Here is an 18,387-nt window from a genome sequence, read left to right as displayed (position 1 = left end):
TAAATATATGGAAGAATTCACGCCAGAGACCCTAAAGAACTATATCCTCAGTCAAAAAAACAAAAGAAACGTAGAAGAAATCATAGAAAAAATAGAGAAGAGCAAAGAACAACAAAGAAAAACAGACATCACTTTCAATAACCTATCAGAATTAGACTCGATGATACGAAATGGATTAGCAGAAATCATTCGCCGTCATATTCGAACAGGCAAAAAAGAAGAACTGAAAAAAATTCTCCAAGAACATAAAGAATTCATTGATAGTATCCTATCCCTTCTTTAATCTCTTAAATCTCTTAATTTTGATTTTCTCTATGCTCATTTCAATTACATTTATCAGATCTGGTATTTTTAGCATTTCAACAATTTTTCTCAACCAGTAGGGAAGTTTCATATGAAATGGTACCTTTTTTCCCTTAGGCTTCATACTTTCTGTCAATGCTTCCAAGCTTGGAGTTATAATTTCTAGGAGTTGTCCTAATCGATTTCTTTGCTCATTGTAAAAAATTCTTTCTTCTAACAGCTTCTCCAAAAATTCTAATAACTGCCTTTCGTTTTGTGTTCCCAAACCTTTATCAATCAATTTATGTTGTTCTTTAAGATATTTTCTGTATTCTTTCTCTAGCTCAATTGCATTACCCGGATCAGGTGGATACTGTATATGTATATTCCAAAGAGGTTTCGATTCTTTTAGGTAAACAGAAACTATTTCTCCAGCTTTAACAAATAAATCTACATCAACTGGGCTCTTTAATGATAATAGGTCTTTTATTTTAATCTTTTCAAAAGAAAATCTCTTCATTACATTTAAGAATAGCTTATCAACATCTTTTGGTAATTCCATATTATAGCTGGCAACATGATAAAGTAATTTTAATGTTTCTGCTAAATTGAATAATGTGATAGTATCATTTGGCAAAGGTTGAGTTCTTATCAAATACAATTCATCTTTAATAGAAATCAATTCATCTACAGAATTAAAATTTACAATTTTAGTAGCGAGATTAATAATATATTCACCAAAAACAGTATCTTTGAATGCTTCGTTGATATAGTCGAATATCTCATCCAATGCTACAATCTGATGTAAACGGAATTCCGAATTAAACAATGCTGGGATAAAATTTCCTTTTAGTCGGATATTAGCCCAATTTTTATCTGAAATTTCTCCCTGTATTAAAATAAAGTAATTCGACGTCTGTAAATCGTAAATATCCTTTTTATGATTAACCCTAAGGAATTCAATATCAAATGGAGCTTTTATGTAATCAAAACTTTTATTTTCTTTCTCTTTTAAGAACGGGAAAAGTAATTTCATTTGAACTTCTACATCATCTCTTGTTCGAAATGTTAATGCAAAATGCGATTTTGTTTTTGACTCGTAATAATTTACGTATCTTGCAAATGGTAACGTGCTTCCATCAGTGAAAAATTTAGGTCGAGAGTAATAATAAATTTTCTTTAATAAACTAAGTTTTTCTAAATCAGGATAGCTAACAGCTATTTCTTTTTGTAGAACATCAGCTCTCCTGAAGATTTCAACAAATCCCGGCTGATATGGTGATGAAGTGATTGCCATACTCACTCTATCGGGGTCGATATGCATTTCAAATAATCGATAATGCATTTCCATGGGAGGATTTACCATTAGGAGAATCCCATTAAAATTCAACAAACAGCTTACTTGTTCTCCTGGAAATAGAAAAAAGCTAAATTTTTCTTTCGCTCGTTCTTTAGGTAATTTCTCAAGAATTCTCTTTAAAAAACTGTATTCTTTGTCTATTGTGAGTCTTGCCCGAAAGTAATTTCCAGAGTCTAAAACTCTACTTCCAGAAACAAGAACTTGAAAATCACCCGTATGCATGTAAATAATCGATGCTTTGTCTTTAGCTATTTCTTTTTGAGATAAATGCTGATAAACTTTATATTCAACCGGGAGATATAATCTCTCAGTTTTCTTTCCATTTGAGAAATATGTCTCCAGATCAAAATATTTATTGATATTGTTTAGCATTTCTTTATTACCTACATAAATGATCTTAGAAACCCCAGCTTCTATAGAATTCCTCAGCCACATTTCCTCCATACCAACGTTCCATACATGCCTTTCTGGCAACAAAACATTCTCTATCAGATTTACGATAGATGATGGTAATTCAATTCCCGCACCAATCCTAGCAAAAGGTCGAAAGTCCTCTAAATGAATTCCTGTATAAATCAAAATTGTATCTCTATCTACTTGAAAAACTCTATCATTTCCTCTTAGTTCTAAAGGATTCATTTTAATAGTTTTTTGACTTGCTACCATAACTGAACTCGAATATATAATTTTTTATTTTGAATTTATCACCAGAAAAAATAACATTTTGATTTGAATCTTTTGATAAAAACTGGATTTCATTTTGAAAGCGTTTCGGAACTTTGAAAAAATAGTGATCATTTTTTTCAATAGGTTTTAGAACTATCTTTGTTGGAAAATCCCTTGAACGGATTCGAATCAAGCAATCAGGATCATTTCCTATCGTTAACTTATTTTTTTCAAATCTACTGAGTTTTATGGTTTTTCCCATAGAAGGATGAGACCCCACTTCGTAATAAATGATTTCTCCTCTCAAAGCTGACTTGAACCTATTATAAAGATATCTTAACAAGAAATATAGCGATAAAATAACAATCGAAACCAAAAGAAGCAAAAGCAAAAAATTCTTATTTTTTTCAAAAATTTCAAAAGCAGTTATTTGAAACTTCTGCCAAAAAGAGCTTTCCGATTTCTCTTGGATTTCCTGCTGTTTTTGTTGGATATTTTCTTTTAATTCTTCAATTCCCGAAGGATCATCAATAGGCTTATTGTTTGAAGAAATTTCATCTTCAGTTTTTGCATTATCCGTTGTCTTTTCCATTAAAGGTCTCTGGATTACTCTTACTTCTTTAGATTGTTCTTTGAGTCCTTCTTCTATTTGCTTGCTAGTTTCTCTCGAAAAATTAACATAATACACATATCTATCTTCTATAGGTAAAGTAGGGCTAGTTCTATATTCATTGAGATTTACGACATTTCTCTTCTTTGGCGGTTCATCTTTTCCATCTGAAAAAACAATGATAAATTGTGTTTTTTGGATTTTTCTGATTTCATTTTTTGTTTCATCAAAGTAAGTCTCCTCTAATTTTGAATTCATTACCAAATTTTTTGTATAATCAAGCATTAGCTGTATATCAGTGTATCTTCCAATGGGTTTTAGTTCTTTTATTAGGTTTATTATCTCATCTTTATTGATTATGTCGTAGTTATCTATTTTTTTCAATAAAATGGGTTCTACGTCAAATTTGATAATATAAATGGAGTCTCCAGTCTTTATTAAGGTTAAAAAATCTTCGAATTTTTTTTGTATGTGTTGGAAAGGTCCGTATGCCATCGAACCGGAAGTATCGATAATGAAGAAAAATTCATTTTTTTGGATAATTACTTCTTTTGGTTCTTTTTTACATCCAATGATCATCAAAGAAAACCATGTGAATAAAAGAAGAACTACGTTAACCTTTCCTTTTATAGAAACCATAAGCCTCACTTTTCTGCATATTCTTTTACTTCTCGAATATACCTTCTTAAATCGACTTTTATTTCATTGTCTCGATCAAGATACTCAATAAGCATAATATAAAACCACATCAATGTGTCTTCTTTTGTTTCAATAATCTTAAAAATTCCCATTTCCCAATCTTTAATTATAACTCCTTGATCTAAGACACATATTAGATCTACCTCTTTTGTTGGAGGTATTTCTTTTTCGTGTGATGCATTAATTAATGTGAGTTTATGAGATAAAAGAGGGATCCTAGATTTATAAGCAAATAGAATAGAGTATACGGGAATAATTCTACTTTCATCCAATTCATAATCCATTGCATACATGGTTTTTATTGAATTTGTCATTTCAATATGTTGAATTAGAGAATCAGTACTGAGCTCTTGCTCTATCGAAAGAAAAGCGTAGATATGATCAACCAATATATATCCACCACTCAATTTCAATAAACTTTTGGTCCATTTTTTGTATATAATCAAATCGACATTTTTTCCATAAACATGGGTTTTATTTCTTATTTTTCCCATCGCTAAAGAAAATCCGATGGGAATATGTTCCTTTATAAAATCAAAAAACTCTTTAAAGATGCTTAAATCTTTCTTTTCTGGAATAGAAATCCCTTTCTTTTCTAAGCGTTTATTTAATGATTCTTGCAACCAATTGGATTGCTGAATGAAATACTTTTCGAACATATTAAAACAGATTGAGGATCTTGTTCACATCTTTCTTTAAGAATGCCTCGAATCTTGGAGAAGCTCCTTCATATAAATACTTTTGCAACCTACTAACACCTCTGATGTTTTCTCCAACAACTTGAAAAAAAATAACATTTCCGTGCTTGACTTTTCCCCATTTGAACAATGAATTTAAATCATGAATTAATTCTCCTTCGTAATACACTATTACTCTACAGTCAGGATATTTTGCATGATAGGACTCAATAATATTTTTCCAAGCTTCAACGTTTCCATTATGAAATAACTCATTCGTCACTTGCACCGAATATTTTAATGTAATATTAGTTTTTTTTGGTTCTTTTATTGGAGTTTTTTCTGGTGTTGCTTGTTGTTTTTGTTGAGCTTCGATTCTTTGTTCAACTTTAATTTCCTGTTTTGCCTCTTTCAATTCAGGTATTTTGAAATTAGGATCATCCTCATAAGGTTTATCATCTATTAGATTAAAAACTTCATTAATGGCTTTTTCTGCAATTTCTACATTTCCTTTTTTCTGCTTAGCATATATGATCAAAAGCTCATCTTTTTTTAATTCATGAACCTTAACCCAATGTTCATTATTTTTGGGATTAATAACTATAATACCATAAGTTGGATGGTAATACGAAACCACGAAATCTATATTATTCCAATTCTTTATGATCTTTATTAAGTTAGTAAAATTTGAAAAATTCTTATGTAGGTTTTCTACTCTAAAAGCCCATTTCGCTCTTTCAACAAGTAATAATTGAAGGATAGCTGGAACTTGTTCATTCGTAATTACATGACTGTCCAGTAATTCCTGAATAATATCAGCAAGATTTTCACCTTTTTCAAACCTTTCAACAATCGTGGTTGTGAATACCATATGTCTCAATAGACGATTATAGATCTCTCTCTTGCCAGTAGGAAAAAAAATTTTACCTACCATACATAATTCTCCTAAATTCGATTATTTTTATAAAATTGAACAGTTGTGGGAGTAAGCTACCCCCACAAGTATTAAAGTTCTTTCAATCCCATGTCTCTTAGTTTATCTTCATAGGATTTGGGTGTTACATCAGCAGAACCTCTCACACCACTACTGGTTTCGCCATTTTCAATATTATTTGATGTTGGAGTAAAATTTGTGTTGGTTTCTTGCTGATTACTTGTTGGAGCTGCGTATTGGCTTGCTAATTTCTTTAATTGAGCGTCTTTTTCAGAGTCAGCTTCAAAAGACATTTCTTTATCATCGCGAACTGTTGATCTTCTTCGCTTGAAGGTTGCAAATGCCGCATCAGCAAAACCTTTAGATACACTATGTAGGAACTCATTAAGAACATTCGCCATTGCTTTCATCATATATTGTTTGCGTTTGTTCGTACTTATATCAATGTCCAAAAGTAATCCAGGTTGAAGATGGTGAGGATTGATTTCATAAATAAATTTATTGAATTGTTGTTCTAATAAATTCACTCTTTCTTCTATCACAACTCGCTCAATTGGGTTTTGGTATCCATACATTTGATGAAGTCTTTGTCTGATTTCTTTGAGTTTTTGAGAAGTATTTTTGATTTCAACAGTGTATGTTCTATTATTCTTTTCCACAAAGGTATTCACGGGATCACGATATTTTAGCTTGTTCCATTGGATTTCATCTGGGTCTGAATTCACAGCATTTCGTTCTTTAACCCATTTTTTTGGCATCACTGCTTCTGCTAAGTCTTCGAAATCCTTGATGATTTTCTTCAATCCACCAAATTTCCTTTTGCTTCTTTGATAAAGTTCTTCTACTACATCCATCACAGCATCTACTTCGCGAATAAAAGCATTCATCCTTGCGTCATAGATACGCTTCAATTCTCGTATTTGGGATTGATCATAGTAGACCAATCGTATGGAATAACGTTCATCTGGTAGTTGGGTTTCATCCTCATCTTCGTATTCTCTGATTAAACACTCTCTTGCATTCTTTTTGTTATCACAAACTTGATATCCTAATTTTGAGGTATCAAGAATAGAAGTAATTGTGTTTACAGCTGTGTTAAAACCACGGTTTCTGATGTTCTCGTCATCAATTATGGCTTTGATTCTTTCCCTCATGTTGAGAGGATCGTAGTCTTCTTGGTCGATTTCAGCTCTTAAACCTTCTATTTTATCTAAGAATTTCTTTGCCAAGATAGCGTATCGTTTTGAGTTAGGATCAGAAGCATTATCATCTGTAAACTTATCGACCAACTTGATTTTTTCGAACATGATTTCTCCGTCGGTTAATTCAGGTCGTCCTGAATCGATGATCTCTTCTTTGAGTTTTTCAATCTCTCGATCAATCAACTCCATGATGTGTTTTGCTAAAGTATCCTTCAATAGATATTCTACGGTTGTTTGGTAATGAAAGATTGGGCTAATCAATTCTGAATCAAGAATGTTGATAGAAAGCTTAATATCTGTTACAGTTTTGGGCTTGTAAAGATTGTCCTTAAAGACGCATTTGACTATCGAGTACGCGTTCTCACCACGAACGAATGCACCAACGTCTGTTTTTTGACGCAAGATAGCGTTGGTTTCGTTTTCTAAATCGTTCACACCTCTTTGGATGTGTCCTTGCAAGTGTCCATACATGTTGATGATAGATTTCTCGATCTCGCCGGTATTGAATTTGTCTGCACCAGCCAATTTGTCGATCAATTCAGAGATTTCTCTCGGGGTATAACGAGCTAAAACCCGCATTTCTTCTTTATCTACGAAATCACGAACCTTCTTCATCATCTCGTCTTCTACGGTGATTGTGTAGCGATTGAACATATTCACATATGCTTGGTTCACGTAGTTGTAGATTTTATCTTCAATGCTTGCCATTATATCGACATCTTTTGCAATCTCGGGTGGCAATTTGGTTTGAACAAAATCCCTCACTCTTGCTGCTGCATCATCAACAATCTTTTTTGATTCGGCAATCTTATTTCTTCCTTCCCAGACCAACGAAGTTCGTGATGCCACCGCACTTGGAATTATAGGGTCTACTTTATTAGGGCTTTTGGGAAATTGTCCTGCTGCCATATTTAATTCCTCCAAATGATAAAAAGTGTAAAGTTTACCATTATTCTCCTATTAATTATCGTATAATTAAATAACCTTAATTTATTATCAACTAAAAAATTAAATTTTTTGTAAATTTTTATAATTTTTTTCACCCCTTTTTTCAAAAATCTCGGAATTTGTATTTTCCTCTCTTTAATAATTCTTTCTCATGTTCAGATATCTCCAAGATCTTCATACCCTGTTTTATGAACTCCAAAGGGCTTACATATCCCAATTCTTCCACATAAAGCCTAGGCTCTCCATTTTCTATCTTAACCTCCCCCTTTAGTTTCCTATAACCATACATCAATGAATACATTTTTATTAACATAAGATAAAAAATATATTTCTTTATTTTTTTATCAATCTTATTTATAATTCCAAGAATGATAAAAATTTAAAAGTTGAGGTAGATATGATAACAGATTTAACCTTTTTCACGAATGAAGAGAATAGAACAATCAAGGACAGATTCAAGATCTTACTTCAAAAATCCACTTCTTTTGATTGCTTAGTAGGGTATTTTTTTGTCAGTGGTTTTCATGAGATTTACCCAGCTCTCGAGAATACACAAAAAATTCGCATTTTGATTGGCATGGGGATTGATCCCAAAGCTTTCAAACTCATAGAGTATGCTAAACTATTAGATCAAGCAAGACGAATCCTATTCCCATGCAAAGACGAAAGAGATTGTTAGTAAACTCATAATCGACGAATTGGAAAACTCAGAAGACGAAAGCATTATAGACAACGGCATTGAAAAATTCATCGAATGGATGAAAACCGGCGGAAGAGTCTATACAAACTTACGGAACATGTTTGCTCGATGCAAGGTCTTTATGGCAGATACAAGGTGATCCCCTTAGTAATATAGAAATCAAAAACTTACCGAAGCTATCCACTATCTGATCAACTACATCAAAGGCAGGCATGTTTACATCCAACAAGAAGGACACCAACATAACTCAGTTTTTGGAAAAGTCATCCTTAAAAACAAAATCAACATTAACAAAAAAATGGTGCAAATGGGATTAGGTGATTATGAGAAAGAATGATAAAATAAAAAAAGTGGATTTTAAACATTGCAACAAATCGCTGGCAATTCAATAGACCAAAATATGTAAGTAAAGTTGCAGAAGAAATAAGAAATTGCCAACCCAAAACTTTAGACGATTGGTTTGATTATTACAAAAAACATGTAAAACCAGAAAAATAATTCTTCTTGTATTTTTTCTTCAACACTGATTAAAATTTCTTCTTTTAGTTTTTTTTGAAGTCTTCTAAAATCCCTTCATTCTCAAGAGGTGAAGCAGAAGTCTCTCAATTTCTTCTTTTGAGTTTGAGATGGAGATAATATTAATTTTCTCAGACAAAATCAACAATTTTTGGAAATTGTAAAAATGGACACAGGAAAACCATCTGTTCAGACAAATTATGTATAATGAGTATTGCGTTAGCCAAAAGTTATTAGTTTCCTCTTCACTCTAAAAGTAAAAAAGTAAATAAGTTCATCAAATTAATTATACAATTCTTAAAAACAAAACTCTATTCCCAATATGCTAAGTAGGTCCAGAAACTTATGATGTCTTTTAGGATATTATCGTTAAAGTCATATTCTGGGCTATGCAACGGAGGATTTGTTGAGTGTTCTTTTTTTGAACCAAGCCATATGTAAACTCCATCGTAATTACGAAGAAAAAACGAAAAGTCTTCACTTCCCATGCTGGGCTTTTCGATTTCAACAAATTTACTTTTATCGAAGGTTTTTTCTATGAATGCCCTTATTTTTTCGTATTTTTCTTTGGAATTTATAGTGGCTGGGTATCCTTCCTTGAGTTCGAACTTATAATCAATCCCATACAATTCTACCCAGCTCTTCAATAAGTTATTTATATAATTTAAGATATTTTCCCTTGTGCTTTGCTGGAATGTTCTTAGGGTCCCTTTGATTTCGATTTGATCAGGCAAAACGTTATAAGTGCTACCTGCGTGAATTGAAGTAAAAGACAAAACTTTTTCATCCACAGGATTCCATCGACTCAAATATGAATATATAGTTTGTATCAGAAGCGATGATAGAAAAATCACATCTATTCCTTGATGAGGCATTGCGGCATGAGAACCTTTCGCTTTAATGATGAGATCAAAGCTATCATAAGATGCCATAATGGAGCCAGATCGAATACCAAAGATTCCTTCTTTCATCTCGGGCCAGTTGTGGATAGAATAAACTTCATCGAAATGGTATTTTTCTTTTAATCCTTCTTCGAACATCTTTTTTGCACCACCTTCATTTTCTTCTGCTGGCTGAAAGATAAAATAAATTGATTGATTTAATTTATAAAATTTTGAAACTTCTTTTATTACCTTGGCAGCTCCTAATAATCCTGCTAAGTGTCCGTCATGTCCACATGCATGCATGCGGTGAGGGATTTTGGATCGATGTTCGAAGGTGTTTAACTCTTGGATGGGAAGAGCATCCAGTTCTGCACGAAAAGCCAATCGCTTTGTGGCATGTGGAATTTCTATTCTTCCAATCACTCCCGTTTTGGCAATGTTGTTTTCATAGGGTATTTCAAATTCTTGGAGTTTTTCTTGGACAAACTTTGATGTTTCGAACTCATGAAATGCCAACTCAGGATTGGAATGAATAAAATGCCTCCATTCAATCACTTGGGGTAAAACTTCATCGATAAGTTTTTCTACGAGTTCTCTGAATTCTTTTGTTATTTTTTTATCCATTTTAAAATATCCTGATAAACTTTTTGTCTTTCTTCTTGAATTTCGTTTAAGATTTCATGATACAATCTTTCATATCCAATCCATCTTTTTTCTGTTGTTAGGTTTTCGTAAAATGTCTTGGCAGCCTGAGGGTCAACTATCTCATCACTCAGTCCTTGAAGCACCAACGTCGGAATTCGTATGTTTGATGCCTCTTTTACGACAAGTTCTTGGTGTTTAAGACATTCGGCGAACCAGCGAGCAGTGGCATGTTTAAACACCTTTGGATCGTTTTTGTAAGATTCTACAACGTGTTTGTCATGACTTAGTTTTTCCGGATCCAAGCCTGAGGGAAGTAATAGTCCTGGCAATGGTTTTGATAATAAATTTCCTAAAAATCTTTTCCATCCAGGAACGGGCATTCCCAAACCTATAAAAGGACAGGTTAAAATCGCACTTTTGATTTCGATGGGAGGATTTCGTGTTTCAAGATACCTTCCTAAAATCAAGCCTCCCATAGAATGACCGCCTATGTGAATTTTTTTTGTTTTGGTGGAAAGAAATTGAATGGCAGCTTCTACATCATTTAAGTATTCTTGAAAATCTAAAATCAAACCTCTTTTTCCTTCAGAATCTCCATGTCCTCTTAAGTCAAAGATAAAAAAAGAGATTTGATGTTCGTAGAGAAAATTGGCAAAGTTCTCATATCGTAGTCGATGTTCAGCAAAGCCATGTATCCAAAGAAGCCACTGATGTGAGTTCGCATCCCACAGACTGGCTATTAATTTTGTTCGATCTTTTGAAAGAAATTCCACATCTTGCCTCATAAATTCTCTATACAATCAAGCTAACTACTAATTCTTTTTCGTCAATAATTAACTCTCATCTTAGAAACTCAAAACGTGATGACAAATCATAAAGAAAATTTAAGATTCAAATTTATAAAATTTCAAATCCAATCAAAAACCTTAAAAAATCAATTAGAGAATCTCTTTTTATTCTAATTACATAAAAAATTTTGTTCTCATGAAAGTTGCTATTGTTCATGATTGGCTCACCGGGATGCGAGGTGGAGAAGTGGTTTTAGAAGCCCTGTTGGATCTCTTTCCCGAGGCTGATCTTTTTACTTTGCTTCACATTCCTAATTGTTGTTCGGACAAGATCGAAAAAAGAAAAATTTATACAAGCTTCATTCAAAATTTTCCCTTCAAAGAAAAGTTGTATCGATATTATCTTCCTTTCTTTCCGACCGCTATCGAAGAGTTTGATTTTTGGGGATATGATTTGGTTTTTTCGAGTTCTCATTGTGTTGCCAAGGGTGTGATTGTTCCGCCTGATGTTCCTCACATCTCGTATATTCACACCCCCATGCGATATGTTTGGGATATGTATAGAACGTATTTTCCCGGTGAGAATTTCCTTCAAAAATTTTTGATTCCCTTTTTTGCAAATTATTTAAGAACTTGGGATTCGGCATCTGCCCATCGTGTGGATCAGTACATTGCGAATAGTCAGTTTGTAGCTCGACGTATCAAAAAATACTACGGAAGGGATGCTGTTGTGATTCATCCGCCATGCATAAAAAACTTTCCTGAATTAAATCTTCACCAACGTGATTCGTTTTACTTGATTGTGAGTGCTTTAGTTCCCTACAAAAGAGTGGATATAGCCGTTAGAGCATTTCGTAAGTTGAATCAAAAGCTCATTATTGCAGGAAATGGACCTGAGCTCAATAAACTCAAAAAGTTAGCAACACCAAATATAGAATTTTGGGTATCTCCTTCAAAAACCGAGATTGCTCAACTTTACCAACGAGCAAAGGCTTTGATTTTCCCAGGGATTGAAGATTTTGGGATTGTGCCAGTAGAAGCTCAGTCCTACGGATGCCCAGTGATTGCCTATCGAAGGGGTGGAGCTTTAGAAACCGTGGTCGAAAACGAAACGGGGATTTTTTTCGACGAACAAAACGAAAACAGCTTAATCGATGCAATAAAAAAATTCGAAAATTTTCAATTCAACGAAAAAACCTTTCGAAACCACTTGATGAAGTTTACATACGATAATTTTATCGAAAAGATTAAAAAAATAGTATTTTCCTTTACGAATACGAATTATACCTTTTCTTGATTTTAAAATCAAGCTGTTTATGATTAAAATCATATATGTCACCGACGTTCATGATTCTATTGATGAACTTCATCAACTCATACAGCTCACAGAAGCAGATTTATATCTAATCAGTGGCGATATTTTGTATTATGCCTTTTATGACATTGAAAATGTGATTCGCTTTACTACTTTGCAAGAGGAATTTCAGTTTTTGCTTCGGGAACAAAAGAGAAAAATATTTCCTTATGATTTTGCCTCGGAAATCCTCATCCAAGAATCACATCAAAAAAAACAAGAGGATTTGGTTCAAAAATCCATAGAATATCGAGAGTTGTTTCATTTAGCAACTAAAACGATGAAAGAAAAATACAGAAAGATTGAAGAAACGATACAAAAACATTCCAATGCTGATTGTTTTGTTTTGCCTGGAAACTACGACATTGACTTCAAATACACTGCATTAGCATCAAGAAACTTACACAAAAAAATCATGTATTTCGAAAACATAACTTTTGGTGGTTATGGAGGTGCGCCTGTTCCAACTTCAGGAATCCCCGAAAAATTGATTGTTCCCTATTTAGAAGGTGGGGTTGGAAAAAGTTTTTATTCGGAACCTCAAGAGTTTTTCGAACACCACCAACCTGACGTACTGGTTCTTCATAATCCAGCTTTTGGGTATTTCGATCAAATCCCCTCTTACGGAAACGTAGGTTCTATGGGAATAAGGAATTACTTGGATTATCATACACCCATGATGGTTTTGTCGGGACACATCCACGAAGACTACGGAATCCAAGTAAACAAAAAAGGCACGCTATTTCTTAATCCCTCAAACTTTGGAGCTGTGGACTCAATCTACGGACCTCAGGAAGGAGGTATCTTCGCAGAAATCTACATAAACAAGAAGCGAAAAAAAATCACAAAAGTTCGTATCAAAAGATTATTCCAAAACACCATCTATGAATACTTTGATGTTTTTGTGGAATATGAACCTTACCCAAAACTAGAATTCCAAAAACTCAAAGATTTTGATTCATTTTACCTGAGCTTTGAGAAATTCTTTCGAAATAATCAAAATCCATATTCATATTACTGATTTTTTTGAGTTCACACTTTCACATTTTTGATGCGGATAGGGAGTCTTCTGGCACCCCAATTTCCCACAGGACCATCAAAATAACCCGCAATGGGATAATAACAGAATTTGCAACGACCGTTATCGGTTAAGTGGTATTCTTTGATCTCGAACCAATCTCTCGCAATCACTTTTTGTTGGCAATTCGGGCAGTAGGTGCTTTCGGCATCTTCATCATAGACATTTCCTACATAGACATAATGTAATCCTACTTCCAACGCAATTTTTCTTGCTCGTAGTAGTGTTGAATGGGGAGTTCTGGGTTTATGAAGCATCTTGAAATCTGGATGAAAAGCCGTAAAGTGGAGGGGGACGTCAGGTCCAAGATTTTTGAGTATCCATTCGCATTCTTTTTTGATTTCTTCGTTGGAGTCGTTTTCACCAGGTATTAATAGGGTTGTGATCTCAAACCAGACTTTTGTATGTTTTTTTAAATAGACTAAAGTATCCAGAACTGCTTGTAAATGCCCTCCGCAAATCTTTCGATAAAAGCTTTCTGAAAATGCCTTTAAATCCACATTAGCCGCATCCATGTGTTGATAAAATTCTTCTCTTGGTTCGGGATTCATGTAACCTGCCGTTACTGCGACGGTTTTTATCCCCAACTTGTGGCATTCTTTAGCCACATCAATGGCATATTCCATAAAAACAACGGGATCATTATACGTGAAGGCAACACTACGACACTGATATTTTTTAGCCACTTTGGCAATCAATTCTGGACTTGCTTCATCAGATAAAGTATCCATTTCTCGGGATTTGCTTATGCTCCAGTTTTGACAAAACTGGCAGATCAAATTACAACCTGCTGTTCCAAAAGAAAGAATAGGAGTTCCGGGAAGAAAGTGATTCAATGGCTTTTTTTCAATGGGATCAATACAATAACCACTTGAACGCCCATACGTATAAAGCACTATCTGATGATTTTCGCGTCCACGAACAAAACATAACCCTCTTTGACCTTCACTCAATTTACATCCACGAGGGCATACGTCACACTGGATTTTTCCGTTTTCAACAGCATGCCAGTATTTTGTAGGATGAATATAATGTGTTTTTGGCATAAATCAAGATAAAGATTATAATGATTTTTTTATTATTGACAACTTTTTTTCTGAGTATATATTTTTTGCTATGAATTCTTTGAGTATTCGCCCTACTGCAGTTGCTGGAATGTTTTATCCTTCCCATCCTCAAAAATTATCACAGCTCATCAAAAAATTCATTGATGAGGCAAAGATTGAAATCAAACAGAAACCCAAAGCCATTATTTCCCCTCATGCTGGATACGTTTATTCAGGTCCAATTGCAGGTTATTCTTACAAAATCCTTCTGCCATATAAAAGAGAGTATAAAACTATCATTCTTTTAGGACCTAGCCATTTTGAGTATATTCCTGGCATTGCTTATCATTCTTCAGATTACTTTGAAACTCCTTTAGGGATTATCCCCATCGATAAGAGTGCTATCCAAAAAATCCAAGATTTTTCATTTGTCTTTGAAAATGATAAAGCCCACCGAAGAGAACATAGCATAGAAGTTCAATTACCATTCTTGCAATATATTTTTGGGAATGAAATCATGATTATTCCTCTGGCTATTGGGAAAGTTGACCCCGAAGATGTGGTGAAGGTTTTACAAACACTATACACCGACCAGACTTTGATTGTAGTGAGCTCTGATCTTAGTCATTATTTGGATTATTCTACTGCAAAAGCAATTGATGAAAAAACGGCACTTGCAATCGAAAATCAAAATCCCTATGATATCCACCAAGAGCAAGCTTGCGGAAGGATTGGAATTCAAGCATTGTTGATATTTGCAAAACAAAAGCAGTGGAGCACAATTCGGTTGGATTTGAGAAACTCAGGTGATACTGCGGGTGATAGAAAACGTGTGGTCGGATATGGCTCATGGTGCTTTGTTTAAACTTTCATGCTAACGGAAGAAGAAAAAAAAATACTAAAATCGATAGCAAGAAAATCAATTGAATATGGCTTGATACATCATAAGCCTCCTAAAATCACATTAGAGAATTTACCCAAAAAACTTCATGAAAAAAAAGCAAGTTTTGTAACAATCACCCTCAAAAACCTGCCAAAAGAAAAAAATCTACGAGGTTGTATTGGTAGTATCTTCCCGAATGAACCCTTAGCAATGAACGTTTCCTATAATGCTTTTAGTGCTGCTTTCAAAGACCATAGATTCCCCCCACTCACAGAAAAAGAATTCCCTTATGTAGATATAAAAATCTCAGTTTTAAGTCCATTGGAAAAAATTTCTTGTGTGAGTTTCGATGACTTACTTAGCAAGATACGACCTCACGTTGATGGAATTTACTTAAAATCACCTGATGGCAGAGCCACCTACTTACCAGACGTATGGAATAAGATAGAAGATAAAAAAGAATTTATTTACCACCTCTACAAAAAAGCGGAACTTTCACAGAATTACCCTTTCTCGAAAATAGAATGGTTTCGCTACACAACCGAAAATTTCTAAGAATCAAAAGAAAACCACTCTAAATTTAAAAAACTCACTTCTCGAGTCATTTCGTTTTTTTCTCTAAAAAAGTTTTTTTTCTCGAGATAACAATGGTTTCACTTAAACTTTACCATTCTTTAATCAAATAGCTTTCTTATATTCCTTGAAGGATGTTTAAAACTGAGTTTCTATTAAAAACTCATCCTCAACACAAAAAAATTATTAAAAAATTTAACTAATTAGCAATCGATGAAAAAAATTGCTAATTTGAAGGAAATTTTGTTTGACGATAGCAGCGTTTTTACTTTTTTGTTCCTTGAGATTAGCAATCAAACATATTGATTGCTAAATCATACTAATAATAAAATCATTAGGAGGTGAGTAATGAACATAAAACCACTTGGTGATAGGGTTTTGATTGAACCCATAGGACAACAAGAAGAAAAAATTGGTAGTATCATTATTCCCGACACCGCGAAAGAAAAGCCACAAGAAGGTAAGGTAATCGCTGTAGGACCTGGTCGTCAAGAAAATGGGAAAACAATCCCCGTTCAGGTCAAGGTAGGTGATCGCGTTCTTTACGGCAAATATGCGGGAACAGAAATCAAAAAAGATGGGAAAGAATATTTGATTGTTCGCGAAAGCGATATTTTAGCCATCATAGAATAATTACAAAAAGGAGGTGCCTATGCCAAAACAATTAGAATATCACGAAGAAGCGCGTAGAAAATTGCAAATTGGAGTTAACAAACTTGCTAATGCTGTAAAAGCAACATTAGGTCCAAGAGGAAGAAATGTTGTGATAGACAAAAAGTTTGGTGCTCCAACAGTCACAAAAGATGGAGTCACCGTAGCAAAAGAAATTGAGCTTTCTGATCCTTTTGAAAACATGGGAGCTCAGTTAGTTAAAGAAGTTGCAACCAAAACAAATGATGTTGCTGGTGATGGAACCACAACGGCTACGGTGTTGGCTCAAGCAATTGTCAATGAAGGTTTGAAAAATGTAACTGCTGGAGCAAACCCCATGCATTTGAAAAGGGGTATCGAAAAAGCAGTGGATGCTGTAGTTCAAGAACTCAAGAAAAGAGCTAAACAAGTCGGAAACAATAAAAAAGAAATCGCTGCTGTTGCGGCAATCTCTGCTAACAACGATTACGCAATCGGAAATCTTATTGCTGATGCAATGGAAAAAGTAGGTAATGATGGTGTGATTACTGTTGAAGAAGCAAAAGGAATTGATACCTACATGGAAGTCGTAGAGGGAATGCAATTTGATAGGGGTTATCAATCTCCTTATTTTGTGACTGACCCAGAGAACATGATTGTTAGTTTCGAAAAACCATATATTCTCATACATGAGAAAAAAATTTCTAACATGAGAGAACTTCTACCTATTCTCGAGAAAGTTGTCCAAACTGGAAGACCGCTATTAATCATCGCAGAGGAAGTTGAAGGAGAAGCCTTAGCAACCCTTGTTGTAAACAACTTAAGAAAAACCATAAAGGTCTGTGCTGTAAAAGCTCCAGGCTTTGGTGAGAGAAGAAAAGCTATGTTGGAAGACATTGCCATCATGACAGGTGGACAAGTGATTTCTGAAGATCTAGGAATGAAACTCGAAAACGCAGAACTCTATCAGCTAGGACAAGCTGAAAAAGTCGTTGTTGATAAAGAAAACACCACCATCATTCATGGTTATGGTAGTGAAGCTGATATTAAAGGAAGAATCAATCAAATCAAAAAGCAAATAGAAGAAACCACAAGTGATTATGATCGAGAAAAATTGCAAGAAAGATTAGCAAAACTTGCTGGTGGTGTTGCAGTCATTTATGTTGGAGCTGCAACTGAAGTCGAAATGAAAGAAAAGAAAATGAGGGTTGAAGATGCTCTTTCAGCTACAAGAGCTGCTGTTGAAGAAGGAATTGTTCCAGGTGGTGGAATTACTCTATTGAGAGCCCGTGAAGTGATCAAAACTCTAAATCTCGAGGGTGATGAGAAAACGGGAGCTATGATCGTTTATCGTGCATTGGAAGAACCACTACGACAAATTGCTAACAACGCTGGAATTGAAGGTAGTGTTGTTGTTGAGAGAGCAATGCATGAAAAAGAAAACATTGGATTCAATGCAGAAACCCTACAGTGGGAAGACCTCACGGAAGCTGGAATTCTTGATCCCGTAAAAGTAGTGAGAAGTGCATTACAAAACGCTGCTTCCATTGGAGCAATGATCCTCACAACAGAAGTCAGCATTACCGATCTCCCTGAGAAAGAAAAAGAACACTCACCAGGTGCTGGTGGCATGGGAATGGATTACTAAAAATAAAAAGGCACCTAAGGGTGCCTTTTTTTATTTATCCATATATTGATATTGAAACTCATTCTCAATTTAGATTGACATTTTTTTATTAAAAATTTATTTATACTTCCATGATGAAGGATAGAAGGTACAACTTTAAAACGCCAATTACATGTATTATGGAAAACATCAAAAAATTTTCTTACATGAATGAAAGAAAGTTACAACTTTTCTTTCAATGCAAGTTAAATTGTCCTCTTAAACAAGAAGAAACATCTACTTTTT

18 protein-coding genes are annotated in these 18,387 nt (G+C 34.1%); 8 read left to right on the top strand and 10 right to left on the bottom strand.

Features of this window, described 5'->3' with window-relative positions; genetic code table 11:
• Window positions 1–7: 7 nt before the first annotated feature.
• Window positions 8–283, top strand: coding sequence for a hypothetical protein (locus NZ853_01270; GenBank protein MCS7204307.1), 276 nt, complete (start codon window positions 8–10; stop codon window positions 281–283).
• On the opposite strand, the gene NZ853_01265 is transcribed toward NZ853_01270, so the two are convergent.
• The 6 genes from NZ853_01265 to NZ853_01240 form a co-directional block, all read right to left on the bottom strand.
• Window positions 269–2,308, bottom strand: coding sequence for a hypothetical protein (locus NZ853_01265; GenBank protein ID MCS7204306.1), 2,040 nt, complete (start codon window positions 2,306–2,308; stop codon window positions 269–271). The genes NZ853_01270 and NZ853_01265 overlap by 15 nt on opposite strands.
• Window positions 2,283–3,557, bottom strand: a complete 1,275-nt coding sequence (locus NZ853_01260; GenBank protein ID MCS7204305.1) for a VWA domain-containing protein — start codon at window positions 3,555–3,557, stop codon at window positions 2,283–2,285. The genes NZ853_01265 and NZ853_01260 overlap by 26 nt, the downstream gene beginning before the upstream one ends.
• Before the next feature lie 5 nt (window positions 3,558–3,562).
• Window positions 3,563–4,276: a hypothetical protein gene (locus NZ853_01255; GenBank protein MCS7204304.1), complete on the bottom strand. Its 714-nt coding sequence runs from the start codon at window positions 4,274–4,276 to the stop codon at window positions 3,563–3,565.
• 1 nt (window position 4,277) lies between these two features.
• A complete protein-coding gene (locus NZ853_01250; GenBank protein ID MCS7204303.1) occupies window positions 4,278–5,165 on the bottom strand; it encodes a hypothetical protein in 888 nt (295 codons plus the stop codon).
• 134 nt (window positions 5,166–5,299) lie between these two features.
• Window positions 5,300–7,339, bottom strand: a complete 2,040-nt coding sequence (gene cfpA / locus NZ853_01245; protein ID MCS7204302.1) for a cytoplasmic filament protein CfpA — start codon at window positions 7,337–7,339, stop codon at window positions 5,300–5,302.
• Between the two features lie 142 nt (window positions 7,340–7,481).
• Complete coding sequence (locus NZ853_01240) at window positions 7,482–7,691, bottom strand: hypothetical protein (protein MCS7204301.1); 210 nt, start codon at window positions 7,689–7,691, stop codon at window positions 7,482–7,484.
• An 84-nt stretch (window positions 7,692–7,775) separates the two neighbouring features.
• Between NZ853_01240 and NZ853_01235 the strand changes: the two genes are divergently transcribed.
• Complete coding sequence (locus tag NZ853_01235; GenBank protein ID MCS7204300.1) at window positions 7,776–8,057, top strand: hypothetical protein; 282 nt, start codon at window positions 7,776–7,778, stop codon at window positions 8,055–8,057.
• 109 nt (window positions 8,058–8,166) lie between these two features.
• Here NZ853_01235 and NZ853_01230 read toward each other — a convergent pair whose 3' ends face one another.
• The 3 genes from NZ853_01230 to NZ853_01220 form a co-directional block, all read right to left on the bottom strand.
• Window positions 8,167–8,322 carry a hypothetical protein gene (locus tag NZ853_01230; GenBank protein MCS7204299.1) on the bottom strand — a complete coding sequence of 52 codons (156 nt, stop codon included), beginning with the start codon at window positions 8,320–8,322 and terminating at the stop codon, window positions 8,167–8,169.
• A gap of 583 nt (window positions 8,323–8,905) precedes the next feature.
• Window positions 8,906–10,102: an amidohydrolase gene (locus tag NZ853_01225; protein ID MCS7204298.1), complete on the bottom strand. Its 1,197-nt coding sequence runs from the start codon at window positions 10,100–10,102 to the stop codon at window positions 8,906–8,908.
• Window positions 10,087–10,908: a lysophospholipase gene (locus NZ853_01220; GenBank protein ID MCS7204297.1), complete on the bottom strand. Its 822-nt coding sequence runs from the start codon at window positions 10,906–10,908 to the stop codon at window positions 10,087–10,089. The genes NZ853_01225 and NZ853_01220 overlap by 16 nt, the downstream gene beginning before the upstream one ends.
• A gap of 199 nt (window positions 10,909–11,107) precedes the next feature.
• On the opposite strand from NZ853_01220, the gene NZ853_01215 reads away from it, so the two are divergent.
• Both NZ853_01215 and NZ853_01210 read left to right on the top strand, forming a co-directional pair.
• Window positions 11,108–12,208 carry a glycosyltransferase gene (locus NZ853_01215; protein MCS7204296.1) on the top strand — a complete coding sequence of 367 codons (1,101 nt, stop codon included), beginning with the start codon at window positions 11,108–11,110 and terminating at the stop codon, window positions 12,206–12,208.
• A gap of 19 nt (window positions 12,209–12,227) precedes the next feature.
• Entirely contained in the window at window positions 12,228–13,286 is a 1,059-nt protein-coding gene (locus NZ853_01210; protein MCS7204295.1) for a metallophosphoesterase, read from the top strand.
• A gap of 11 nt (window positions 13,287–13,297) precedes the next feature.
• On the opposite strand, the gene amrS is transcribed toward NZ853_01210, so the two are convergent.
• Window positions 13,298–14,389: an AmmeMemoRadiSam system radical SAM enzyme gene (gene amrS / locus NZ853_01205; GenBank protein MCS7204294.1), complete on the bottom strand. Its 1,092-nt coding sequence runs from the start codon at window positions 14,387–14,389 to the stop codon at window positions 13,298–13,300.
• 70 nt (window positions 14,390–14,459) lie between these two features.
• Here amrS and amrB point away from each other — a divergent pair, with 70 nt between their 5' ends.
• From amrB to groL, 4 genes are all read left to right on the top strand, one after another.
• Window positions 14,460–15,254, top strand: a complete 795-nt coding sequence (amrB, locus tag NZ853_01200; GenBank protein MCS7204293.1) for an AmmeMemoRadiSam system protein B — start codon at window positions 14,460–14,462, stop codon at window positions 15,252–15,254.
• Window positions 15,255–15,260: 6 nt separating this feature from the next.
• Window positions 15,261–15,827 carry an AmmeMemoRadiSam system protein A gene (gene amrA / locus NZ853_01195; protein MCS7204292.1) on the top strand — a complete coding sequence of 189 codons (567 nt, stop codon included), beginning with the start codon at window positions 15,261–15,263 and terminating at the stop codon, window positions 15,825–15,827.
• Between the two features lie 366 nt (window positions 15,828–16,193).
• A complete protein-coding gene (gene groES, locus NZ853_01190; protein MCS7204291.1) occupies window positions 16,194–16,478 on the top strand; it encodes a co-chaperone GroES in 285 nt (94 codons plus the stop codon).
• Window positions 16,479–16,497: 19 nt separating this feature from the next.
• Window positions 16,498–18,123, top strand: coding sequence for a chaperonin GroEL (groL, locus tag NZ853_01185; GenBank protein ID MCS7204290.1), 1,626 nt, complete (start codon window positions 16,498–16,500; stop codon window positions 18,121–18,123).
• The last annotated feature ends 264 nt before the right edge of the window (window positions 18,124–18,387 follow it).

Source organism: Leptospiraceae bacterium, assembly GCA_025059995.1.
Classification (GTDB): Bacteria; Spirochaetota; Leptospiria; order Leptospirales; family Leptonemataceae; genus SKYB61.
This window is presented reverse-complemented; position numbering and strand designations above follow the sequence as displayed.

Bases quoted from the DNA above. Each gene is read 5' to 3' on its own strand.
- NZ853_01270 (MCS7204307.1), top strand. From the start codon at position 8: ATGGAAGAATTCACGCCAGAGACCCTAAAGAACTATATCCTCAGTCAA.
- NZ853_01265 (MCS7204306.1), bottom strand. From the start codon at position 2,308: ATGGTAGCAAGTCAAAAAACTATTAAAATGAATCCTTTAGAACTAAGA.
- NZ853_01260 (MCS7204305.1), bottom strand. From the start codon at position 3,557: ATGGTTTCTATAAAAGGAAAGGTTAACGTAGTTCTTCTTTTATTCACA.
- NZ853_01255 (MCS7204304.1), bottom strand. From the start codon at position 4,276: ATGTTCGAAAAGTATTTCATTCAGCAATCCAATTGGTTGCAAGAATCA.
- NZ853_01250 (MCS7204303.1), bottom strand. From the start codon at position 5,165: ATGGTATTCACAACCACGATTGTTGAAAGGTTTGAAAAAGGTGAAAAT.
- cfpA (MCS7204302.1), bottom strand. From the start codon at position 7,339: ATGGCAGCAGGACAATTTCCCAAAAGCCCTAATAAAGTAGACCCTATA.
- NZ853_01240 (MCS7204301.1), bottom strand. From the start codon at position 7,691: ATGTTAATAAAAATGTATTCATTGATGTATGGTTATAGGAAACTAAAG.
- NZ853_01235 (MCS7204300.1), top strand. From the start codon at position 7,776: ATGATAACAGATTTAACCTTTTTCACGAATGAAGAGAATAGAACAATC.
- NZ853_01230 (MCS7204299.1), bottom strand. From the start codon at position 8,322: ATGTTGGTGTCCTTCTTGTTGGATGTAAACATGCCTGCCTTTGATGTA.
- NZ853_01225 (MCS7204298.1), bottom strand. From the start codon at position 10,102: ATGGATAAAAAAATAACAAAAGAATTCAGAGAACTCGTAGAAAAACTT.
- NZ853_01220 (MCS7204297.1), bottom strand. From the start codon at position 10,908: ATGAGGCAAGATGTGGAATTTCTTTCAAAAGATCGAACAAAATTAATA.
- NZ853_01215 (MCS7204296.1), top strand. From the start codon at position 11,108: ATGAAAGTTGCTATTGTTCATGATTGGCTCACCGGGATGCGAGGTGGA.
- NZ853_01210 (MCS7204295.1), top strand. From the start codon at position 12,228: ATGATTAAAATCATATATGTCACCGACGTTCATGATTCTATTGATGAA.
- amrS (MCS7204294.1), bottom strand. From the start codon at position 14,389: ATGCCAAAAACACATTATATTCATCCTACAAAATACTGGCATGCTGTT.
- amrB (MCS7204293.1), top strand. From the start codon at position 14,460: ATGAATTCTTTGAGTATTCGCCCTACTGCAGTTGCTGGAATGTTTTAT.
- amrA (MCS7204292.1), top strand. From the start codon at position 15,261: ATGCTAACGGAAGAAGAAAAAAAAATACTAAAATCGATAGCAAGAAAA.
- groES (MCS7204291.1), top strand. From the start codon at position 16,194: ATGAACATAAAACCACTTGGTGATAGGGTTTTGATTGAACCCATAGGA.
- groL (MCS7204290.1), top strand. From the start codon at position 16,498: ATGCCAAAACAATTAGAATATCACGAAGAAGCGCGTAGAAAATTGCAA.